The organism is Actinokineospora iranica (assembly GCF_900101685.1).
GTDB classification, from domain to species: domain Bacteria; phylum Actinomycetota; class Actinomycetes; order Mycobacteriales; family Pseudonocardiaceae; genus Actinokineospora; species Actinokineospora iranica.
In genome coordinates, this window is the sequence record NZ_FMZZ01000004.1 from 183194 (window position 1) to 199078 (window position 15885).

Genomic DNA, 15885 nt, shown 5'->3' on the forward strand with positions numbered 1-15885 from the left:
TGGATAAGAAGTTACCCTGGGTGCTCGATCGACCACGGAAGGGAGAGAGCGTGGACAATTTTGACGAGGTGTACGTCGGTCCTGTGGTGTTGGAGGTGGTTCCCACCGAATACACGAAGATTCCGGGCGACCACGACGTGCGACACAACTACGACGAAATCTGACCGACCGCGACGGGGGCGGGTAGCCCCGCCCCCGTCGCCTTCCACGCAGAGGTCGCCCGTGTTCAAGTTCTGCCTGCACCAGACCCAACCACAACACCCGTGGCAATGGACCGTGGACTGCTGGTCGGATGGGATAAGCACCATTCAACCCTTTCCACACCCGATGCTTGAACACATCTCCATGACCGACGGCCAATCCACCTTTTTCGTCGTGCGGGAACGAATCGACGCCGGTTCGCCGCTCGACGCAAGGCAGACATCAAAGATCGCCGACACCCGCACCTACCAACAATCGCTCGCCGAAATACGCGCATCCGCGCTGGACTTCACACTCATCGAATGCAATCCCGACCTCCCTTTTCGGATAACCGTAGGATTATGGGGAACAGCTCCCCTCTACCTGACCGATGCCGGGGGCAGGCTGCACGGTTCATGGTCGCTGCCGGATCTGCGGGAACATTTCAACCTGGATGCGCTCGAAGAAAGGGTCGTCACTCGCATCCTGACCGTACGGCATCGCTACGCTCGGGAGACGCTGTTCAGCGGTGTCTACCAACTCACCGAACGCGCCTACGCAACCTTCGACGAAGTGGGTCTTGCCATCCACTACCCGGAGCCTGCAAGACACGCTCGCCCCCGCGAACTACGGGAGGGAGTCGATGCTGCCGAGATCTACCGGCAGACATTGTCCGACGCGGTGCATGAAAGGCGTTTCAACCCCAAGGAGACCGCCGTCGAGCTTTCAGGGGGAATAGACTCGGCGAACATCGCAGCCACGCTCGCCGAGGAACACCACGGACAGGTCCTCTCTTACGCCCTGTTGATCGGTGGCGAGGCAGGTGAGCAGCAGGTCAGGCGCAGAGCCGAGATGTTGACCAGATTTGGATTTCCCGACCTGACCGTCGACGCGTTGCCTTTGGCTCCCCTGAACCCGACTGGGCAACGTGCCCGTGGCGAATTGATCGATCCTATGGGCGAGCCTTACCACGAGGCAGTCGGGAAGATTCTCGCTAGAGCGCGTCAGCAAGGGGTACGGACGGTGTTCACTGGGGACGGTGGCGACGAACTGCTGAGCCTGCGCGGTGACGAGTGGGCTGAGGTCGGCAGAGTGCCGGGGCGCTATGCCGACAATGTCGAACTACCGGCCTGGCTAGGCCCACGTGCCCTTGATGTCATCGACTCGATCGAGGAAAATGTCGCCCCGCCATCGACCATCAACCATTCGACCCTGCGTGGCTTCGCTCTGCGCTCACCACAATTTCTCGATGCCGGACTGTGGCCGGTATCGCCGTTCTGCTCGCCTCGGCTGATCCGCTTCGCCGAACAACTCCCGGTGCGCTGGCGACACGACAAGTACGTTGCCCGTGAGCGCTTGGCCCGGCTCAGCTTCTCACCTGAGGTCGTGCGACCGCCCAAGCGGGAGAACTTCCGGCATGTCATGGAACACGGGCTCCGACACTACGGCATGCCCTTGCTCGAAACGCTGTTACCGGATTCGATCACGGTCGACCTCGGGTTCGTTGACGGTGACGCACTCCGCAGAGAACACCAACGAGTGAACGACGGCGGCCCCATCGCCACAATGCTGTTCGCGGTGATCTCGCTTGAACTCGCTCTACGTGCTCTGACGACGAGCCGCGACTACGGGAAGGACTCATTGTGTATGTGATCCGGCCGGGCGCCCCCGAAGATCGCGAAGCGGTCGCGACCTTGGTGGGCGCGCGGGCAGAGTGGATGCGCGCGAGCGGTCTTTCGCGGTGGCAAGGGTGGGCGAAAACCGCTGACACGCTGGCGAGTCTGGTCGGTGAGCCTGGTTGGCCGACGGTATGGCTGCTGACCGACGTCAACGGCGCCCTCTTGGGCACCACCACGCTTGGCATCACCCCAGACCTCGGCTGGACCGAGCAGGAACGCGCTGAGCCAGCGATCTTCCTCCAGTCCACGGTCACCCACCCGGCGGGCGCGGGTGGAGGTCTGGGGATGGTCATCGCGTTCTGGGCGCTCGACCGCGCCGCGCGCCAAGGGCGGCAGTGGGTTCGGCGGGGGGTGCTCAGCGACAGCGGTGGCGGAAACCTCGGCTTGGTGCGCTACTACCGGCGGCAGGGTTGGCGAGTGGTCCGCACAGTCCCGCACCCGCGCAAGCCGGGCGAGATCACCGTGTGGTCACTCGCCCGGCCTGCGGCGCGACAGCCCGATCTCGTCGGCGTCGTGACCGAGCCGACCACAGCGACGCATGACCGCGCATGTGTCTGACCTGTGGCACGTTCGCCGGATCAGGGGCGGGTCAGCGGAGGGCGTCGGCTACGAGGAGGGCGGTGGTGACGACCTTGGGGCCGACTACCTCGCCGTCTAGGGGCTCGAAGGTGACTACGCCGACGCTGGCGCGGAGGCCGGGGACGCCGCGGACGGGGGCGGCGATGCCGTAGGCGCCTGGTTGGAGTTCGCCTACGGTGCCGATCCAGCCGGGGCCTTCGGTGCGCAGGTCGATGGCTTTGCCCGCGGCGCCTCGGTGGAGGCCGTGGCGGGTGCCGACGCGGTAGGCGACGTGGTAGGTGGTCCAGGTCGGCTCTACCACCGCGACCGCTTGGGCTTCGTCGCCGTCGGCGACGGTGAGGTGGGCGGTTGCGCCGACGGCTTCGGCGAGTTCGCGGAGGGCGGGTAGGGCGGCGATGCGCAGCTGGGGGGCGACTTTCGCGGCTAGTTGCAGCAGGCCTAGGCCGAGTCGGACCTTTGAGCCTTCCCGCCGCACTAGGCCGCGGGCCTGGAGGGGGACCAGGAGGCGGTAGACGGCGGCGCGGCTGGCGCCGATGGCGGTGGCGAGGTCGCTGATGGTGGGGGCTTCGGTGTCGGCGTCGGCGACGGCTTGGAGCAGGGCGAGGCCGCGGTCCAGGGTGAGTGAGCTTTCCTTGGTGGCGGGCGCGGACGGCCGGGGCGCCGGGCCGGACGAGCGGATGCCCGGCATGTCAGACCGCCGCCACGACGGTTCCCGCGACCTCGGACAGGCCGATCACCGACCCGTCGGGGCCGGGCGCGGTGGCGGTGATGACAACGGTGTCGCCGTCTTCGAGGAAGGTGCGTTGGGCGCCGTCGTCCAGGGTGATCGGCTCCTTGCCGCCCCAGCTCAGTTCGAGGAACGAGCCGCGTTGGCGTTTCTCCTGGCCGGAGACGGTGCCGGAGGCGAACAGGTCGCCGGGGCGGACGGTGGCGCCGTTGACGGTCATGTGCGCGAGTTGCTGGGCGCAGGAGTACGCCATGCCCGCGAACTCGGGCCGGGTGACGACGGTGCCGTTCCAGGTCACGGTGAGGGTGATGTCCAGGCCCCACGGCTGGTCTTCGACCAGGTAATCCAGCCTGGGGTGGCCGGGGTCGGGCACCGGGACGCGGGCCGCGGCGAAGGCCTCCAGCGGGGTGATCCATGCGCCCAGGGAGGTGGCGAACGACTTGCCCAGGTGCGGGCCGAGGGGGGCGTACTCCCAGGCCTGGATGTCGCGCGCTGACCAGTCGTTGACCAGTGCGACGCCGAAGATGTGCTCCGCGGCTGCGGAGGTGGGCACCCGGCGGGCGACTGGGCCGCCGCAGACGAAGCCGACTTCGGCTTCGATGTCGAGCCGGGTGGTCGGCCCGAACACCGGTCCGTGCTCGCCCGCGCGCTGCCCGTGCGGGCGGACGACCTCGGTGCCCGAGACGACGACCGTGCCCGACCGGCCGTGGTAGCCGACCGGCAGGTGAGTCCAGTTCGGCAGGAGGGCTTCACCGTTCGGCCGGAAGATGCGGCCGACGTTCTCGGCGTGGTGGCGCGACGAGTAGAAGTCCACGTAGTCGCCGACGGTGAACGGCAGCCGGGTACGCGTGTCCGCCAGCGGCAGCAGTTCCGCGCTGTCCGGCGCGGCGGTAGCGGTGACCAGTTCGCGTACGCGCGCGCGAAGAGCGGACCAGGCAGTCCTACCGGCGGCCAACAGCGGGTCGAGCGAGTCCGCGGAGACCAGCTCGGCGAGCTCCAAGGTGAACTCGTCCGCGAGGGGCCGCAGCGGGAGGGCGTGGTCGCCGACGCGCACCGCGACGGCCTGCCCCGAAGCCGTCTCCACGACGCCGCAGGGCAGCGTCTGCGGGCCGAACGGGCGGTCGGCGGCGAACGCGGGGTCCTCGATCCAGGAGCGCGGCGCGGTCACAGCAGGCCCAGCCCCTCCAGATCCTCGACGGGCTCCCGCAGCGAGCACGAGCCGTAGGAGCCGAAGACCGCGCGGACGGCGTGGGCGGCCTGGTCCGACAGCGCTGACGCCTCGCCCGCGAGCACCGCGCCGTCGGTCTCGGAGAGTGCCCCGCGCACGTCGCCGCCGGAGAGCAGGCGGGCAGTGGCGACCAGCAGGTTCAGGAACCCGTGATGGGTGAACCCGGTCTGCTCGTCGGTGCGGCGGACCGCGTTGTGCAGTCCGGCGGTGGCCTTGAACGACGCCTCACCGGCGCTGATGACCGCGAGGAAGTCGGCGACCTCGTCCACGCTGGGGAACGCCTCGTGGCTCACCCCGCCGCAGCGGATCTTGGGCCAGCTGCCGTGCTCCACGACGCGGCGGATGCCCTCCAGCCACTCCGGGCCGCCGCGGCGCGGCTCGACCACCCGGATGACGTCCTCGGGCACGAACTCGTTGACCCGTTCCAGCCACACGTCGTCCACGTCGGCGGGCGCGGGCATCTCGACCATGCGCAGCGCGAGCAGTTCGGCGCGCGACTCCACGATCGACAGGGCCTTGGGCACGCCCCCGAGCCCGGTGTCGGTCACCAGCGAGAGCGCCACCGGCTTGGCTGGCTTCGCCTTCACCAACTCGGTGATCAGCTCGGGCAGCCGGGACGCCTGGCACAGGAACACGCCCAGCACGCCCGCGTGCTCGCCGTCGCGTCCCGCGAGGTGCAGGCGGACCGCGTCGGGCATGGCTGCGTTGCCCGGTGGGAAGAGAGCGGCGTCGTCGACAAACCGCGCGAACAGCGGCGGGATGCCTCTTGGACCGGGCGCTGGGAGAGGAACGGCGCTTGACACGGCTGACACGCTAGTAGCGTATCGGCTACTGAACAAAGATGTCCGTTATCCGGACTTTTCAGTGGAGTTTCGGAGGGGCCATGCCGCACTACCGCCGCGTCGGGGAGATCCCCCGAAAGAGGCACACCCAGTTCCGCTCACCGGACGGTTCGCTCTACGCCGAAGAGCTCATGGGCGTCGAGGGTTTCTCCTCGGACTCGGCGCTGCTCTACCACCGCCACCTGCCGACCGCGATCGTGAACGCCGAGGTGGTCGAGGATTTCCGCGGCCCGCTGCGGCCAAACCACCCGCTCAAGCCCCGGCACCTGCGCACCCAGGACCTCAAGTGGCCCTCGGGGGCCGACGCGGTGACCGGGCGGCGGACTCTCCTGGGCAACTCGGACGTCGTGATCGGCTTCACCGTCGCTACCGAGCCCAGTCCGCTCTACCGGAACGCGGTAGGCGACGAACTGCTCTATGTGCAGGGCGGTAGCGGCACTGTGGAGACTGTCTACGGCCCCCTGCGGGTCGCTGACGGCGACTACGTCGTCATCCCGACCTCGACCACTTACCGCGTCGTCCCGGACGGCGAGATGCGGCTCTACGTCGTGGAGGCGACCGGCCATATCGGCCCGCCCCGGCGCTACCTGTCGGCGAAGGGCCAGTTCCTGGAGCACTCGCCCTACTGCGAGCGCGACCAGCGCGGCCCCACCGAGCCGTTGCTCGCCGACGGCGAGGACGTCGAGGTCCTGGTCCGCCACCGCGCGGGCCTCACCCGGCTCACCTACGCCAACCACCCGTTCGACGTGGTGGGCTGGGACGGCTGCCTGTACCCGTGGGCGTTCCACATCGGCGACTTCGAGCCGATCACCGGCCGCGTGCACCAGCCGCCGCCGGTGCACCAGACCTTCGAGGGCCCGAACTTCGTGGTGTGCTCGTTCGTGCCGCGCAAGGTCGACTACCACCCCGAGTCGATCCCGGTGCCCTACAACCACGCCAATGTCGACTCCGACGAGTTGATGTTCTACGTGGGGGGCGACTACGAGGCGCGCAAGGGTTCCGGCATCGGCATCGGCTCCCTGTCGCTGCACCCGTCCGGTTTCACCCACGGCCCGCAGCCGGGCGCGGCCGAGGCGTCGATCGGGGTGGACTATTTCGACGAAACGGCGGTCATGGTGGACACTTTCCGGCCGCTTGAACTCGGTGAAGCCGCAGGTGAATGCGAGGATTCCCGTTACGCGTGGTCATGGAGCAGGCGCGGTCCGAACTGGGACTGAATGGTTGTGGACAACTTCTGATGGCCCGCCCTTTTCGCCCGCATAATGACGGTCTCGTCGGCGGAGCTTGGAGGGCACCGGCATGGCCTACGCGAAGGAACTGGCGGACCCGTGGGGCCTGCTGCTGGCGGTGAGCGCCGCCCTGGTGGCCGTGGCGATCGACCTGCCCGCCGGGGCCGTCGTCGCCGTGGGCGTGGCCGTGCTCTGCGGCCGCGCGGCGATCATGCTCTGGACCCGCGCCAACAGCGAGCCCGAGGTGGAGATCGTCCCGGAGCAGGTGTGGCTCGACCGCGCTGTCACCGCTGAGGCCGATTTCCACGCCGCCTCGACAGCGTTGGTCTCGGACTCCTTATCCGACTGGCTCGCGGACATGGCCGGTGGCATAGAGGACGCCGTCAACACTCTGCACGCTCTCGCGGCCCGCGCCGACGAGCACCCCGAGGTCCTGGCCCACCTGGAATACGGCGCGCTCGCCCTGGAAGACCTGGTGTCCCGCATCGAGAACCTGGCGAGCGCGGACGCCGACGTGCTCGCCGACTTGGCCGACTATCTCGACGTCATCCGCCGCACCGTGGCCGAAACCGAGGAAACCACCCGCCCGACCGTCGGCTGAGCACCCGGCCCCGGAGACGCATCGGCGGTCAGGTGGCTGATAGTTGGCGTCTTGCCGCAGGTCAGGGCGGTCTTCGGTCGTGCACCGGGAATCGGCGCTGGAGTTTTTCCGACGCATTCCGGCGGGACCTTTCAACCCCGGATGCTCGCCTTTTTCTTGCGGGGGTGGAAAAGGTGAGACCGCGACCGCCCCCGGTGGCGATCCTGACCCAACGTCCCTGGTAGGCGACACGCGGACGGCAGGATCGCGGGACTTCTCAGTCACGTCCAGGATAGAGTAATGCTCAGCCAGTATTTGTCATTCATATCTGACGCGGTGACTCTTTCATTGTGGATGCAGGACCGGCGTCGTTGAGAAGTGGGGTGAAGGGTGTCTCAAGAGGACGCGACGGGGTCGACGGTGGCACGCCGCCAACTGGGCCGCTTCCTGCGGGAACTGCGGGGCAGGGCGCGGTACTCGGTGCGGGCGTCGGCGCAGGAGTTCGAGTGGTCTGAGACCAAGATGTGGCGGATAGAGTCAGGTCTGACGTCTATGCGGGGCCAGGACGTCAAGATGATGTGCCAGTTCTACGGCGCTCCGGAGGAGACCACCACTGCCCTCATGGCGTTGGCCAAGGAGACCAAGGCGAACGGTTGGTGGATGAGCTACAGCGACGCCATCCCCGAGGACTTCGACCTCTACATCGGTCTCGAAGACGCGGCGGCGGAGCTTGACGGCTACTGGATAGATGTGGTGCCGGGGCTGTTGCAGACCGAGCGCTATGCCCGCGCCCTGATCGAGAGGCGGGTCGGCATCAGTCCAGAGGTGGTCGATCGCAGGGTGCGGCTCCGCATGGCCAGGCACACGTTGCTGTTGCGCATGGTGCGTCCACTGTGGGCGAGGATCGTGCTCGACGAGGCCGTCCTGCATCGCCCGATCGGTGGGGCCGACGTGATGATCGAACAGCTTCGGTATCTCGTCGTGATGAGTCAGCGCAACAACCTCGCTATTCGGGTGATTCCGTTCTCTGCCGGTACTCATCGGGGCATCTCGTCCGGCCGGTTCGTCAAGCTGGACTTCCCGTCCTTGGCGAACGGTTCCCCTTCCGAGCCGACCACGGTCTACGTCGAGGGCTACACCGGAGCGCTCTTCCTGGAGAAGCCTAACGAGATCGAGCGCTACAGTGAGGCGTTCGCGGAACTCTGGGAAGCCTCGATGAGCGAGGTGGAGTCCGTGAACTACATCGCCAAGCTGGCAAGGGAGACGCAGTGATGAGCAGCGACAGGCTGGCCGACGCCCGGTGGTTCAAGAGCACCCGGAGCCTGGAAGAACGCGAGTGCGTCGAGGTGGCCTTCCTGGGCGACGGCGAGATCGCGACCCGCGACAGCAAGGTAGGCGGCACCGAGCAGGTGCTGCTCTTCGGCACCCGCCAGTGGGACGCCTTCGTGCGCAACCTGAACGCCTGACAACACCAGACTTCACCACAAAGCAGCCCGCCCGCACCCGCTGCGCGCGGGCTGCTTGACGAACACCCCCGTGATCACCATCGTGGAAGCCGCCCTTCACACAAAGGAGACCCCGCGATGAGCAACGACAAGCTGGCCGACGCCCGCTGGTTCAAGAGCACCCGGAGCCTGGCCGATGAGTGCGTCGAGGTGGCCTTCCTGGGCGACGGCGAGATCGCGACCCGCGACAGCAAGGCAGGCGGCACCGACTCGGTGCTGCTCTTCGGCACCCGCCAGTGGGATGCCTTCCTACGCAACCTGAACGCCTGACCTCGCCGCAGGCAGCCCGCCCGGGGGCTACGCGGGAATCCGGTAGGTCGGAAGAGGCTCGGTAAGCCACACCGGATCGAAGGACAGACCGGTCCGCCGTTCCATCGCCGCCAGGCTCGCGGACCGCAAGTGCTCCAACGGGAACTCGTCGTCCCCCACCCACCCCGGCAGCAGGTCGTTGGCTCCAGCAGGCAACCCGATGAACGTCGGATCGAAGCGCCCCGTGATCCGCCCGTCCACGGCCTGCACAAGCTGATGCCCGTTCACACTCCAGTACACCGAGAAGAACAACCCGGTCGGCCTCGACAGCACGCAAGCGACCTCGGCGCCGTTGCCGACCCAGCCGTTCGGCTCAATGGCCACCAGATACTCACCGTGCGCCTTGAACTGCACAAGACCGTAGTCGCCCAAGTGCTCGGCTCGCTCGGCATCGGCCTGCCCGAACGTCAGCAGGCCGATCCCCTGATCCACCCCGTAGGCAACCCGCACCTCATCCACGGTGCGCCCCCTACTGACAGCCACCGTCCACGACAGGTCGTAAGCCGTGTCCACCCACGTGTAGCGGTTCACACCGCGCATTCTTCCACCGGTTCCTCCGCGTCATCGGCGCCGGTGAACGGCTTGGTCGCGACCTTCGCGGGATTCGCGATCACCACCAGGAACCTGTCACCTTGGCCAACGCCTGCCTTGGCGTAGCCGCCTGCCACTGCCCCGCCCTGGCAGCGCTGCTCACGCAGGGGAACTTCCTCCACACGCGCACCAGAGCCACCCTCATCGGTGGTGGCGAAGCTGAACTCGTCGCAACTGCCACCGTACTTCGGGACAAACGTGCCGCAGGCCGCAGCGCGGTTCGCGGCCTGCTTGGCCGAGTTGCGGGTCAGGATGGAGGGAATGCCGTCCGACCATGCCAGTTGGATGTTGCGGGAGATGAACGGCATCTTCGCCGCGTCGATGGGTACGACCTTGAGATCGCCGCACTTGCGAGTGGTCAGAGCGACTTGTGGCGTGCACTGCTTGACCGTGGACTCACCATCACCGCCGACAAGGAGCTGGAGACCGTCGTCCGCCACGATCACCGGATCATTGCCGCCGAACAGGTCGCCCACGGTGTCCGCGACTTGATCCACGCCCAAGTAGGCCACGAGACCAGCCACGACCAGGAGCGGCAGGAACATGCCCGTCTTGGTGCTCGCCACGGATACCCCCGCCTACTACATACAGTCGCCATGCGGACACGACAGGTGTAGTAGGCGGAGGCGGCAAGACGTGACGCATTCGGGAGGCTGTACCCCAGTCGGAGCAGCCGGTGCGACAGCATTCGTAAGACGGGGTGGCAGTGCTGGATACGACACCGTACCTGTGGATCATGGACGAGCGGTACGCATCCGTCACGGTCGCCGTGGCGGAAGGCGCGACACAGGACGGACTGATCACCGCCTACCGCGGTGCCCCTGACTCGTCCGGGACCATGACATTTTCCGACGCGGCGGCCACGTGGGAGGACGGCGACCCTTTCTATGTCCAGACGTTCGCGGCGGGCTCGTGCGTCGTCGCCGTTGAGAACAACGGGGTTGCCGGAAATGATCTCGGCATCGCCAAGGCGGCCGTTGGCGATACCGGCCAGTTCGTCAGCTTCCGATGGAGCGTGACCGGCGGCCACCACCTTCTATCCCTTGTCGGCGGCCAGGTTGACGGCGACTGTGACGTGTTGGCCTACGTCCACGGCGGCGAACCCAACGGCCCCGTACCCGAGTGGGTCAGCCGGGTCGACTGGACGAAAGACCCGGCCCGCGCGGCGTACCTGGCCCTGATCTCGGACGTGATGCGCGTACAGGTCACCCCTGAGTGGTTCACCGGCCCACACACCACAACGCCGATCCCGTGGACCGCGTAGTGGCGCTCTGCCCGCTTTGGCGGATTCGTTGGCGGATTCGGTCGCACGATTGCGCCAAGTAACTGTCCGTAGTTCGCCCCAGTGCTCGGCTCGCTCGCCATCGGCCTGCCCCAATGTCAGCAGGCCGATCCCTGATCCACCCCGTGCGCAACCCGCACCTCGTCCTCGGTGCGCCTAGGCAGGACCGTCGGGCCTCGTCTTTCGCCGATCCCGGCAGCGCCGCCCACCTCGGCCACACTGAAAAGATCAGCAACTCAGCAGGTACGGACGATTTCGATTCCGAGCTGATCGACTACGAGCTGCATCGGATTACTGAAGGAACGCTTCGCGGGTGGATCGCTAGCCGCGAAGTGCAAACCAAGGAGATCGTAGCTAGCGCCGACCTTACCTCCTGGCGGCCAGAGCCACACAGCGGAACCAGAATCCCCACCCCCCGTGAAATCTTCCCCGATCCCTGTAATGCCAATTTGCCCAGCGAACACCGCCGCTGCTTGGTGAATTTTCGACCATACTCGTACGGTCACATTCACATCTGACACCTTCCCTTTTGTCACGCCAGTGCTACGCCCCGACTTCCCAACCTCCTCACCGAGAGAGTTATTCCAGTCCTGTACGATACTGCTCCCAAACTCTTGGCGCCCATCCTGATGATCCTTGTCAGTACAAAGGAATGCGCAACTGGCCGGAATGACTAGCTCGGCAATGGCGCAGTCAACACTATTTTTCGCCCCCGAGAAGTCGATAGGGGCCGACGAGTGGTACTTTGCGGCCCAGTCATTGGGCATCTTCCCCTTGTCGTCCACCCCAGGCTGAACAATCGGATCATTCTTTTTGGCTGTATTATCTTTGCCGATCACGTGGTCGCACGTCAGCAGATAATAAACCTTCGGAGTGCCGCTCCGAATCACGATGCAGCCGAGAGTTCCCACGGCAGCTTGATCAGCACGGCCGATCGAAATACCAGGGAGGACGGGCCTGTACCGCTCCTGGTGCTTCTCGGCGTACGGGTCCTTCCCCACAGGGGCGGCTGACAGCTTATTCTCACGTTGAATCACCCCCGTAACGGTTATGCGCAGAGGAACGCTGAGGGCGGCCGTCCGGCCGATGCTGGAAGTGAGAAGCGAGCGGATTTCTTCGTCGGGCACCGGCTCTCTGGTCATGACTTCAAGGATCAAATTGCCCGGCTCTGAAGGGCGAGAAGGATCCGCCATGCCGACAGCTACCCCCTGTAGCTTTTCCTCTACAGCCCGGACCGACCGCCCCGCCGCACGGGCGCGTACGGCATCCTGGATAACCCGACTGAGCGCGTAGTGAGCCTCGATCATCTCCTGCGGTGTCCCGTCAGGGTTATTAGAGGCCAGAGCGTCGAAGTCCAGATCGTCGTTCCCCGAAGACATGTAAGAGACCTCTCTTGATCGTCATTTATCAGTCGTTATGCGATCCTGCACCCGGACGTCGACAGCCCTTCATTTGTTCTACCACTGTCCTCAGGTGACCGCGACTCAGGAGGTTCACGCCGTGGCCAAACGGACGTTCCCGTGAAACGTCTGGGTGATTTCTTGTCCCCCATCAGTAGGAAGGGGTCTCAACCCGCTAAAGGACCACCCGTCTGGTACCGAATATATGATTGGGCGGCATCCGATTGGTGCGCCCCGCGGGAACAACATGCCGACTGTGAGCGCCAGTGAAAACTTGAGAAGGAGAGCTATGCCAACGATAGCTGATGACGCGCTTGAAGGGATTTCAAGTGCCGTATGGACAAGGCTGGCCGTGCTGGCCAACAAGAACAAGTCCTCAGACCAGGACGACGTCACAGCGGCCCAGATGAAGAAGCTGTACTGTGACAGCATCCAGAATTTCCACAAGAATCCCGACACGACACAGACAGTCCAGGGGCCAGAACAGATCGACACAACGGCACCTCAGATGGTAATCGGCCCCTACAGCTTGACGGTGGTGGACTCCATCTCAGTCAGCGTCGGCGGGGAATTCACCGCTGGGGACGCAACCAGTTGGAGCGCAAACCTCACCGCCAGCCTGATGGTTTCGGGACGCACAGTTTGGACTACGTCCTACAACTTGTCTCCCGAGAACTACTACGTCCGGTACACGCCGAACGTGGGCATCGCAAAAGCCGACATCACCGTTGGCTTCTTCGGGCAGAAGCTGTGCTTCACAGCATCCGGAAACGCTTGCTACTGGTGGTTCGGCTTCCGGTGTACAGACTTCAACTCGATGTTCTATTGCCTCAGGGGCTGAGATTCACCGACAGTCCTTCTTCGTGCCTGTTTCCGAGTTGGCGTAGCTGGAGGACCTTTGGTGCGGAGACGAGGGAACTCCTGGTAGGTCGGACGTTGTCGAAGCGCTGCTCTACCAGGAGTTCCGTTGCTACAGATCTTGGAAGACCAACTCGACGTCATCCGCCGCACCGTCGCCGAGACCGAGGAGACCACCCGCCCGACCGTCGGCTGAGCACTGGCCCGGAGACGCGGCGGGGGGCGCCCGAATGCTCAGGCGCCCCCTGAATGCTGCCGCTGGACGGTCGAGGAGCCCGGTGGTGGGGTTACCGGCCACCATCGGACTGACCTTGTCCGCCTCGCCGGGCCACCTCGATGGCGACGACCGCGACGACAAGCTGTCCCGCGACGACCGCCACGCCACCCCAAGCGGGGAAGCCCGACGGAAGCGCGCTGAGCGTCAGCACAGGACCCAGTGCCGCGCCCACCGCCGCGACGACCACGACGAGTGTTCTCAGGAACCCACCGGTCTGCGCGGCGGGCACTTCCAATGCCACCTGCAGGTCGGCTTTCTCGATCGTCACCCGCGCCGCGTGACTGGGTTCCTCTGGGCCCTTCGGTGAATCGTCCTGTCCGTGGCGCTCCGGACTCGGTGCTGGGGACCCCATGGGAACCCCCCTTTCCACCCGAGACGAGCGGCGCGGCGCGCCACCTATGACCATCTCAGGCCTTCTATATATGGATCTACATAGATCGACCCCCTTTTTTCTGCCGATGAACCTCCTCGCCCCATCCTGCGGCGGGATGAGGTCAGCGTACAACGTCCGTGCCGGATCGCAACCGATTCCCCACACTTTTCGCACAGAAAAGGCGACAAGCGGCCACGGCTCTGGCATCATGGTTGGGTGCCAGCAGTGCGCACGGCAGAGGAACGGGAGGTGGACCAGAAGATGAGCCGGGAGACGAGCCAGGAGACGAGCACGGCGTCAGCCACCGAGAAGGCCGCGCGGCCGGGCGCCGTCGAGCGGCTGAACGTGGCCCTGGTCGCCGAGGCCGCCGACGCGGTGGCGAAGTTGCAGGAGCGCACCGGGCTCAAGAAGGTCGACCTGGTCAACCGGGCGCTGTCGATCTACGAGTTCATCGACGCCGAACTCCGGGCGGGCAACAAGGTGATAATCCGGGACCCGGACGGGGTCGACCAGATTGTGAAGATTTTTTAGTCTTTCCCGGAAAAGAAAATGCCGGGACGGCACCGCGTCCCGGCATTTCTTCAAGCGATGGTCAGCCGTCGCCCTTCACGTCCGCCATGCGGCACGCCTCGTCGACGGTCGCGGCGTCGGGGAGGATGTCGGCGAGCAGTTTCACGCACTCGTCGTACCGGCCGTCGCCGCCCAGGCCGCAGGCCACGATGATCTGGTCGGTCTGCAGGCCATGGCCGCCGAGGAACCTGATGCACTGGTCGGGAGTGGCCTGAGCCGGAGCGGCGAAGGCGATCGGGACAACCGTCGCAGCCAGAGCGATCATCGCGGTCGCCGCGGCGCGGCGGGCGAATCGGGAAATCATTGCGGTCCTCTCGAATGTGTTGTGGAACCCGGCCGGGTTCCACGGCCAGCGAGCCAGACCTTGGCAGAGAAAACGACCTACGTCGTTGTTGATCATGCTTGTGGGTGACATTCCCTAACCGATCGGGATCGGGTGTCCGCGCTCGCTTAAAGCGCCCCGAAGCGGGCCACGGTGAGAAACGGATAGCCCGGCAGCCCCACGGCGGCCTCACCGCCCGCCACGGGCGGGCCCGCGGTCCACAGCAGGCCGGTCGCGGCGATGTTGGCCCGCAGCGCGTGACCCGACCTGCGCAGCGCGACCGGGACGACGCGTCCGTCCGGCAGCGTCGCCCGGCCCGTCGCGGCCGCCCGCCGCACCCGGGTCGGCGCGGCGAACTCGGCCGGGACCGGCGTCCACGGGCCCGCGGCCAGGAGACGGTCGGCCTTCGCCCAGTAAAGGACGCGCCGGACCCGCCAGGCCAGCAGCGCGACCAGGCCGAGAGTGCCCAGGCCGACGAAGACCGCCAGCCACACCTGGTCGGGCCGGATGCCGCGGTTGACCAGGTCGACCACGACGAACCCGGCGAACACCAGCAGCAGCGCGGGCGCGACCAACTCGGTGCGAGAACGCCTGCGCGGGGTGGCGATCACCCGGGACAGCACGGCGTCCGCCGCCGCCAACGGCGCGCGGACCGGGGCGGGCTGCTCGACCTCGATCTGGTAGCCGGCCGACACGTCCTCGGCCGTCACCCGGGCCTGGCCAAGCGGCAGCGCCAGGCCCGCCGAGCGGATCGCCACCCAGCCGCGCGCGTCCGGGCCGACGAGCCACACGCGCCCGGTCCTGGCGAGCACCTGCTGCGCGGGCCAGGGCAGTGCGGGGGCGAGCAGGTTTTTCGCGGTACCGTCTTCTTCTCGGACGAGCAGTCGGGTGCGCGGGAAGCCGCGGGTCGGGCGGAAAACCGTGACCGCGGCGGGCCGCCAGGCCTGGGCGCGCAGCAATCGGCTCGCCGGGCCGATCCAGAAGCCGCTGATCAGCACGGTGAGGATGGTGGCGATGAGGAAGGCCAGCGCCGCGACGGCCAGCGCGGTGACCGCGATCCAGCCCGCCCCGGCCAGGGCGAGCCAGGCCGCGGGCACGCCGAACAGCAGAACCGCGACCGGCAGGCTCGCCAACGACAGGCGCAGACCGGACATGGCGCGGGCGGTCGCCGGGTCCTGGATCGCCGGGCGGTCCGTCGGCGGCTCCACGGCGGGCGCCTCCCGTTGGCCGGTCTTGCGCCCACCGGTCTTACGCTGACCGCGCTCGCCCTGGCCGGTCTCACTCAAGGCGGGTCTCCTCCCGTCCGATATCTCCGGCAGCGTAGTGCCCGGAAACGTCCAGGCAGTGGAACGCG

At 66.5% G+C, this 15885-nt stretch carries 19 protein-coding genes; 10 read left to right on the top strand and 9 right to left on the bottom strand.

Annotated features, from left to right (window positions below; all coding sequences use genetic code 11):
* Positions 1 to 222: 222 nt before the first annotated feature.
* Both BLS56_RS10825 and BLS56_RS10830 read left to right on the top strand, forming a co-directional pair.
* A complete protein-coding gene (locus BLS56_RS10825; protein WP_139190603.1) occupies positions 223 to 1833 on the top strand; it encodes an asparagine synthase-related protein in 1611 nt (536 codons plus the stop codon).
* On the top strand, positions 1824 to 2417 hold the full coding sequence (locus BLS56_RS10830; RefSeq protein ID WP_139190604.1) for a hypothetical protein: 594 nt from the start codon (positions 1824 to 1826) through the stop codon (positions 2415 to 2417). The genes BLS56_RS10825 and BLS56_RS10830 overlap by 10 nt, the downstream gene beginning before the upstream one ends.
* 31 nt (positions 2418 to 2448) lie before the next feature.
* On the opposite strand, the gene BLS56_RS10835 is transcribed toward BLS56_RS10830, so the two are convergent.
* Genes BLS56_RS10835 through BLS56_RS10845 form a run of 3 tightly spaced genes read right to left on the bottom strand, consistent with a single transcriptional unit; the run spans position 2449 to position 5196 of the window.
* Positions 2449 to 3126, bottom strand: a complete 678-nt coding sequence (locus tag BLS56_RS10835; RefSeq protein WP_091449854.1) for a helix-turn-helix domain-containing protein — start codon at positions 3124 to 3126, stop codon at positions 2449 to 2451.
* 1 nt (position 3127) lies between these two features.
* Positions 3128 to 4333 (bottom strand): fumarylacetoacetase, encoded by a 1206-nt coding sequence (gene fahA / locus BLS56_RS10840; RefSeq protein ID WP_091449855.1) that lies wholly within the window; start codon positions 4331 to 4333, stop codon positions 3128 to 3130.
* On the bottom strand, positions 4330 to 5196 hold the full coding sequence (locus BLS56_RS10845; protein WP_267463906.1) for a hypothetical protein: 867 nt from the start codon (positions 5194 to 5196) through the stop codon (positions 4330 to 4332). Before BLS56_RS10845 ends, fahA begins: the two co-directional genes overlap by 4 nt.
* A gap of 38 nt (positions 5197 to 5234) precedes the next feature.
* Between BLS56_RS10845 and BLS56_RS10850 the strand changes: the two genes are divergently transcribed.
* From BLS56_RS10850 to BLS56_RS10870, 5 genes are all read left to right on the top strand, one after another.
* The gene (locus BLS56_RS10850; RefSeq protein WP_267463903.1) at positions 5235 to 6452 is read left to right on the top strand and encodes a homogentisate 1,2-dioxygenase; all 1218 of its coding nucleotides are present in this window, start codon (positions 5235 to 5237) and stop codon (positions 6450 to 6452) included.
* A gap of 82 nt (positions 6453 to 6534) precedes the next feature.
* Positions 6535 to 7065, top strand: a complete 531-nt coding sequence (locus BLS56_RS10855) for a hypothetical protein (RefSeq protein WP_091449858.1) — start codon at positions 6535 to 6537, stop codon at positions 7063 to 7065.
* A 369-nt stretch (positions 7066 to 7434) separates the two neighbouring features.
* The gene (locus BLS56_RS10860; RefSeq protein WP_228771546.1) at positions 7435 to 8316 is read left to right on the top strand and encodes a helix-turn-helix domain-containing protein; all 882 of its coding nucleotides are present in this window, start codon (positions 7435 to 7437) and stop codon (positions 8314 to 8316) included.
* Entirely contained in the window at positions 8316 to 8510 is a 195-nt protein-coding gene (locus BLS56_RS10865; RefSeq protein WP_091449859.1) for a DUF397 domain-containing protein, read from the top strand. Before BLS56_RS10860 ends, BLS56_RS10865 begins: the two co-directional genes overlap by 1 nt.
* A 117-nt stretch (positions 8511 to 8627) precedes the next feature.
* Positions 8628 to 8819, top strand: coding sequence for a DUF397 domain-containing protein (locus BLS56_RS10870; RefSeq protein WP_091449860.1), 192 nt, complete (start codon positions 8628 to 8630; stop codon positions 8817 to 8819).
* 27 nt (positions 8820 to 8846) lie between these two features.
* On the opposite strand, the gene BLS56_RS10875 is transcribed toward BLS56_RS10870, so the two are convergent.
* Both BLS56_RS10875 and BLS56_RS10880 read right to left on the bottom strand, forming a co-directional pair.
* Positions 8847 to 9389, bottom strand: coding sequence for a hypothetical protein (locus tag BLS56_RS10875; protein ID WP_139190605.1), 543 nt, complete (start codon positions 9387 to 9389; stop codon positions 8847 to 8849).
* Complete coding sequence (locus BLS56_RS10880; RefSeq protein ID WP_091449862.1) at positions 9386 to 10015, bottom strand: NucA/NucB deoxyribonuclease domain-containing protein; 630 nt, start codon at positions 10013 to 10015, stop codon at positions 9386 to 9388. Before BLS56_RS10880 ends, BLS56_RS10875 begins: the two co-directional genes overlap by 4 nt.
* A 170-nt stretch (positions 10016 to 10185) precedes the next feature.
* Between BLS56_RS10880 and BLS56_RS10885 the strand changes: the two genes are divergently transcribed.
* Complete coding sequence (locus tag BLS56_RS10885; protein ID WP_139190606.1) at positions 10186 to 10713, top strand: hypothetical protein; 528 nt, start codon at positions 10186 to 10188, stop codon at positions 10711 to 10713.
* A 254-nt stretch (positions 10714 to 10967) separates the two neighbouring features.
* On the opposite strand, the gene BLS56_RS30555 is transcribed toward BLS56_RS10885, so the two are convergent.
* On the bottom strand, positions 10968 to 12110 hold the full coding sequence (locus BLS56_RS30555) for a chymotrypsin family serine protease (RefSeq protein ID WP_139190607.1): 1143 nt from the start codon (positions 12108 to 12110) through the stop codon (positions 10968 to 10970).
* 277 nt (positions 12111 to 12387) lie between these two features.
* Between BLS56_RS30555 and BLS56_RS10890 the strand changes: the two genes are divergently transcribed.
* Complete coding sequence (locus BLS56_RS10890) at positions 12388 to 12972, top strand: hypothetical protein (protein ID WP_139190608.1); 585 nt, start codon at positions 12388 to 12390, stop codon at positions 12970 to 12972.
* A gap of 304 nt (positions 12973 to 13276) precedes the next feature.
* On the opposite strand, the gene BLS56_RS10895 is transcribed toward BLS56_RS10890, so the two are convergent.
* Complete coding sequence (locus BLS56_RS10895; protein ID WP_091449865.1) at positions 13277 to 13534, bottom strand: hypothetical protein; 258 nt, start codon at positions 13532 to 13534, stop codon at positions 13277 to 13279.
* A gap of 321 nt (positions 13535 to 13855) precedes the next feature.
* Between BLS56_RS10895 and BLS56_RS32215 the strand changes: the two genes are divergently transcribed.
* Positions 13856 to 14170, top strand: coding sequence for a hypothetical protein (locus BLS56_RS32215; RefSeq protein WP_228771547.1), 315 nt, complete (start codon positions 13856 to 13858; stop codon positions 14168 to 14170).
* Between the two features lie 61 nt (positions 14171 to 14231).
* Here BLS56_RS32215 and BLS56_RS10905 read toward each other — a convergent pair whose 3' ends face one another.
* Both BLS56_RS10905 and BLS56_RS10910 read right to left on the bottom strand, forming a co-directional pair.
* On the bottom strand, positions 14232 to 14609 hold the full coding sequence (locus BLS56_RS10905; RefSeq protein WP_139190609.1) for a hypothetical protein: 378 nt from the start codon (positions 14607 to 14609) through the stop codon (positions 14232 to 14234).
* Positions 14610 to 14659: 50 nt separating this feature from the next.
* Complete coding sequence (locus BLS56_RS10910; protein ID WP_091449867.1) at positions 14660 to 15817, bottom strand: hypothetical protein; 1158 nt, start codon at positions 15815 to 15817, stop codon at positions 14660 to 14662.
* Positions 15818 to 15885: the final 68 nt, after the last annotated feature.

Bases quoted from the DNA above. Each gene is read 5' to 3' on its own strand.
- BLS56_RS10835 (WP_091449854.1), bottom strand. From the start codon at position 3,126: ATGCCGGGCATCCGCTCGTCCGGCCCGGCGCCCCGGCCGTCCGCGCCC.
- BLS56_RS10850 (WP_267463903.1), top strand. From the start codon at position 5,235: ATGTCCGTTATCCGGACTTTTCAGTGGAGTTTCGGAGGGGCCATGCCG.
- BLS56_RS10855 (WP_091449858.1), top strand. From the start codon at position 6,535: ATGGCCTACGCGAAGGAACTGGCGGACCCGTGGGGCCTGCTGCTGGCG.
- BLS56_RS10865 (WP_091449859.1), top strand. From the start codon at position 8,316: ATGAGCAGCGACAGGCTGGCCGACGCCCGGTGGTTCAAGAGCACCCGG.
- BLS56_RS10870 (WP_091449860.1), top strand. From the start codon at position 8,628: ATGAGCAACGACAAGCTGGCCGACGCCCGCTGGTTCAAGAGCACCCGG.
- BLS56_RS10885 (WP_139190606.1), top strand. From the start codon at position 10,186: ATGGACGAGCGGTACGCATCCGTCACGGTCGCCGTGGCGGAAGGCGCG.
- BLS56_RS30555 (WP_139190607.1), bottom strand. From the start codon at position 12,110: ATGTCTTCGGGGAACGACGATCTGGACTTCGACGCTCTGGCCTCTAAT.
- BLS56_RS10905 (WP_139190609.1), bottom strand. From the start codon at position 14,609: ATGATCAACAACGACGTAGGTCGTTTTCTCTGCCAAGGTCTGGCTCGC.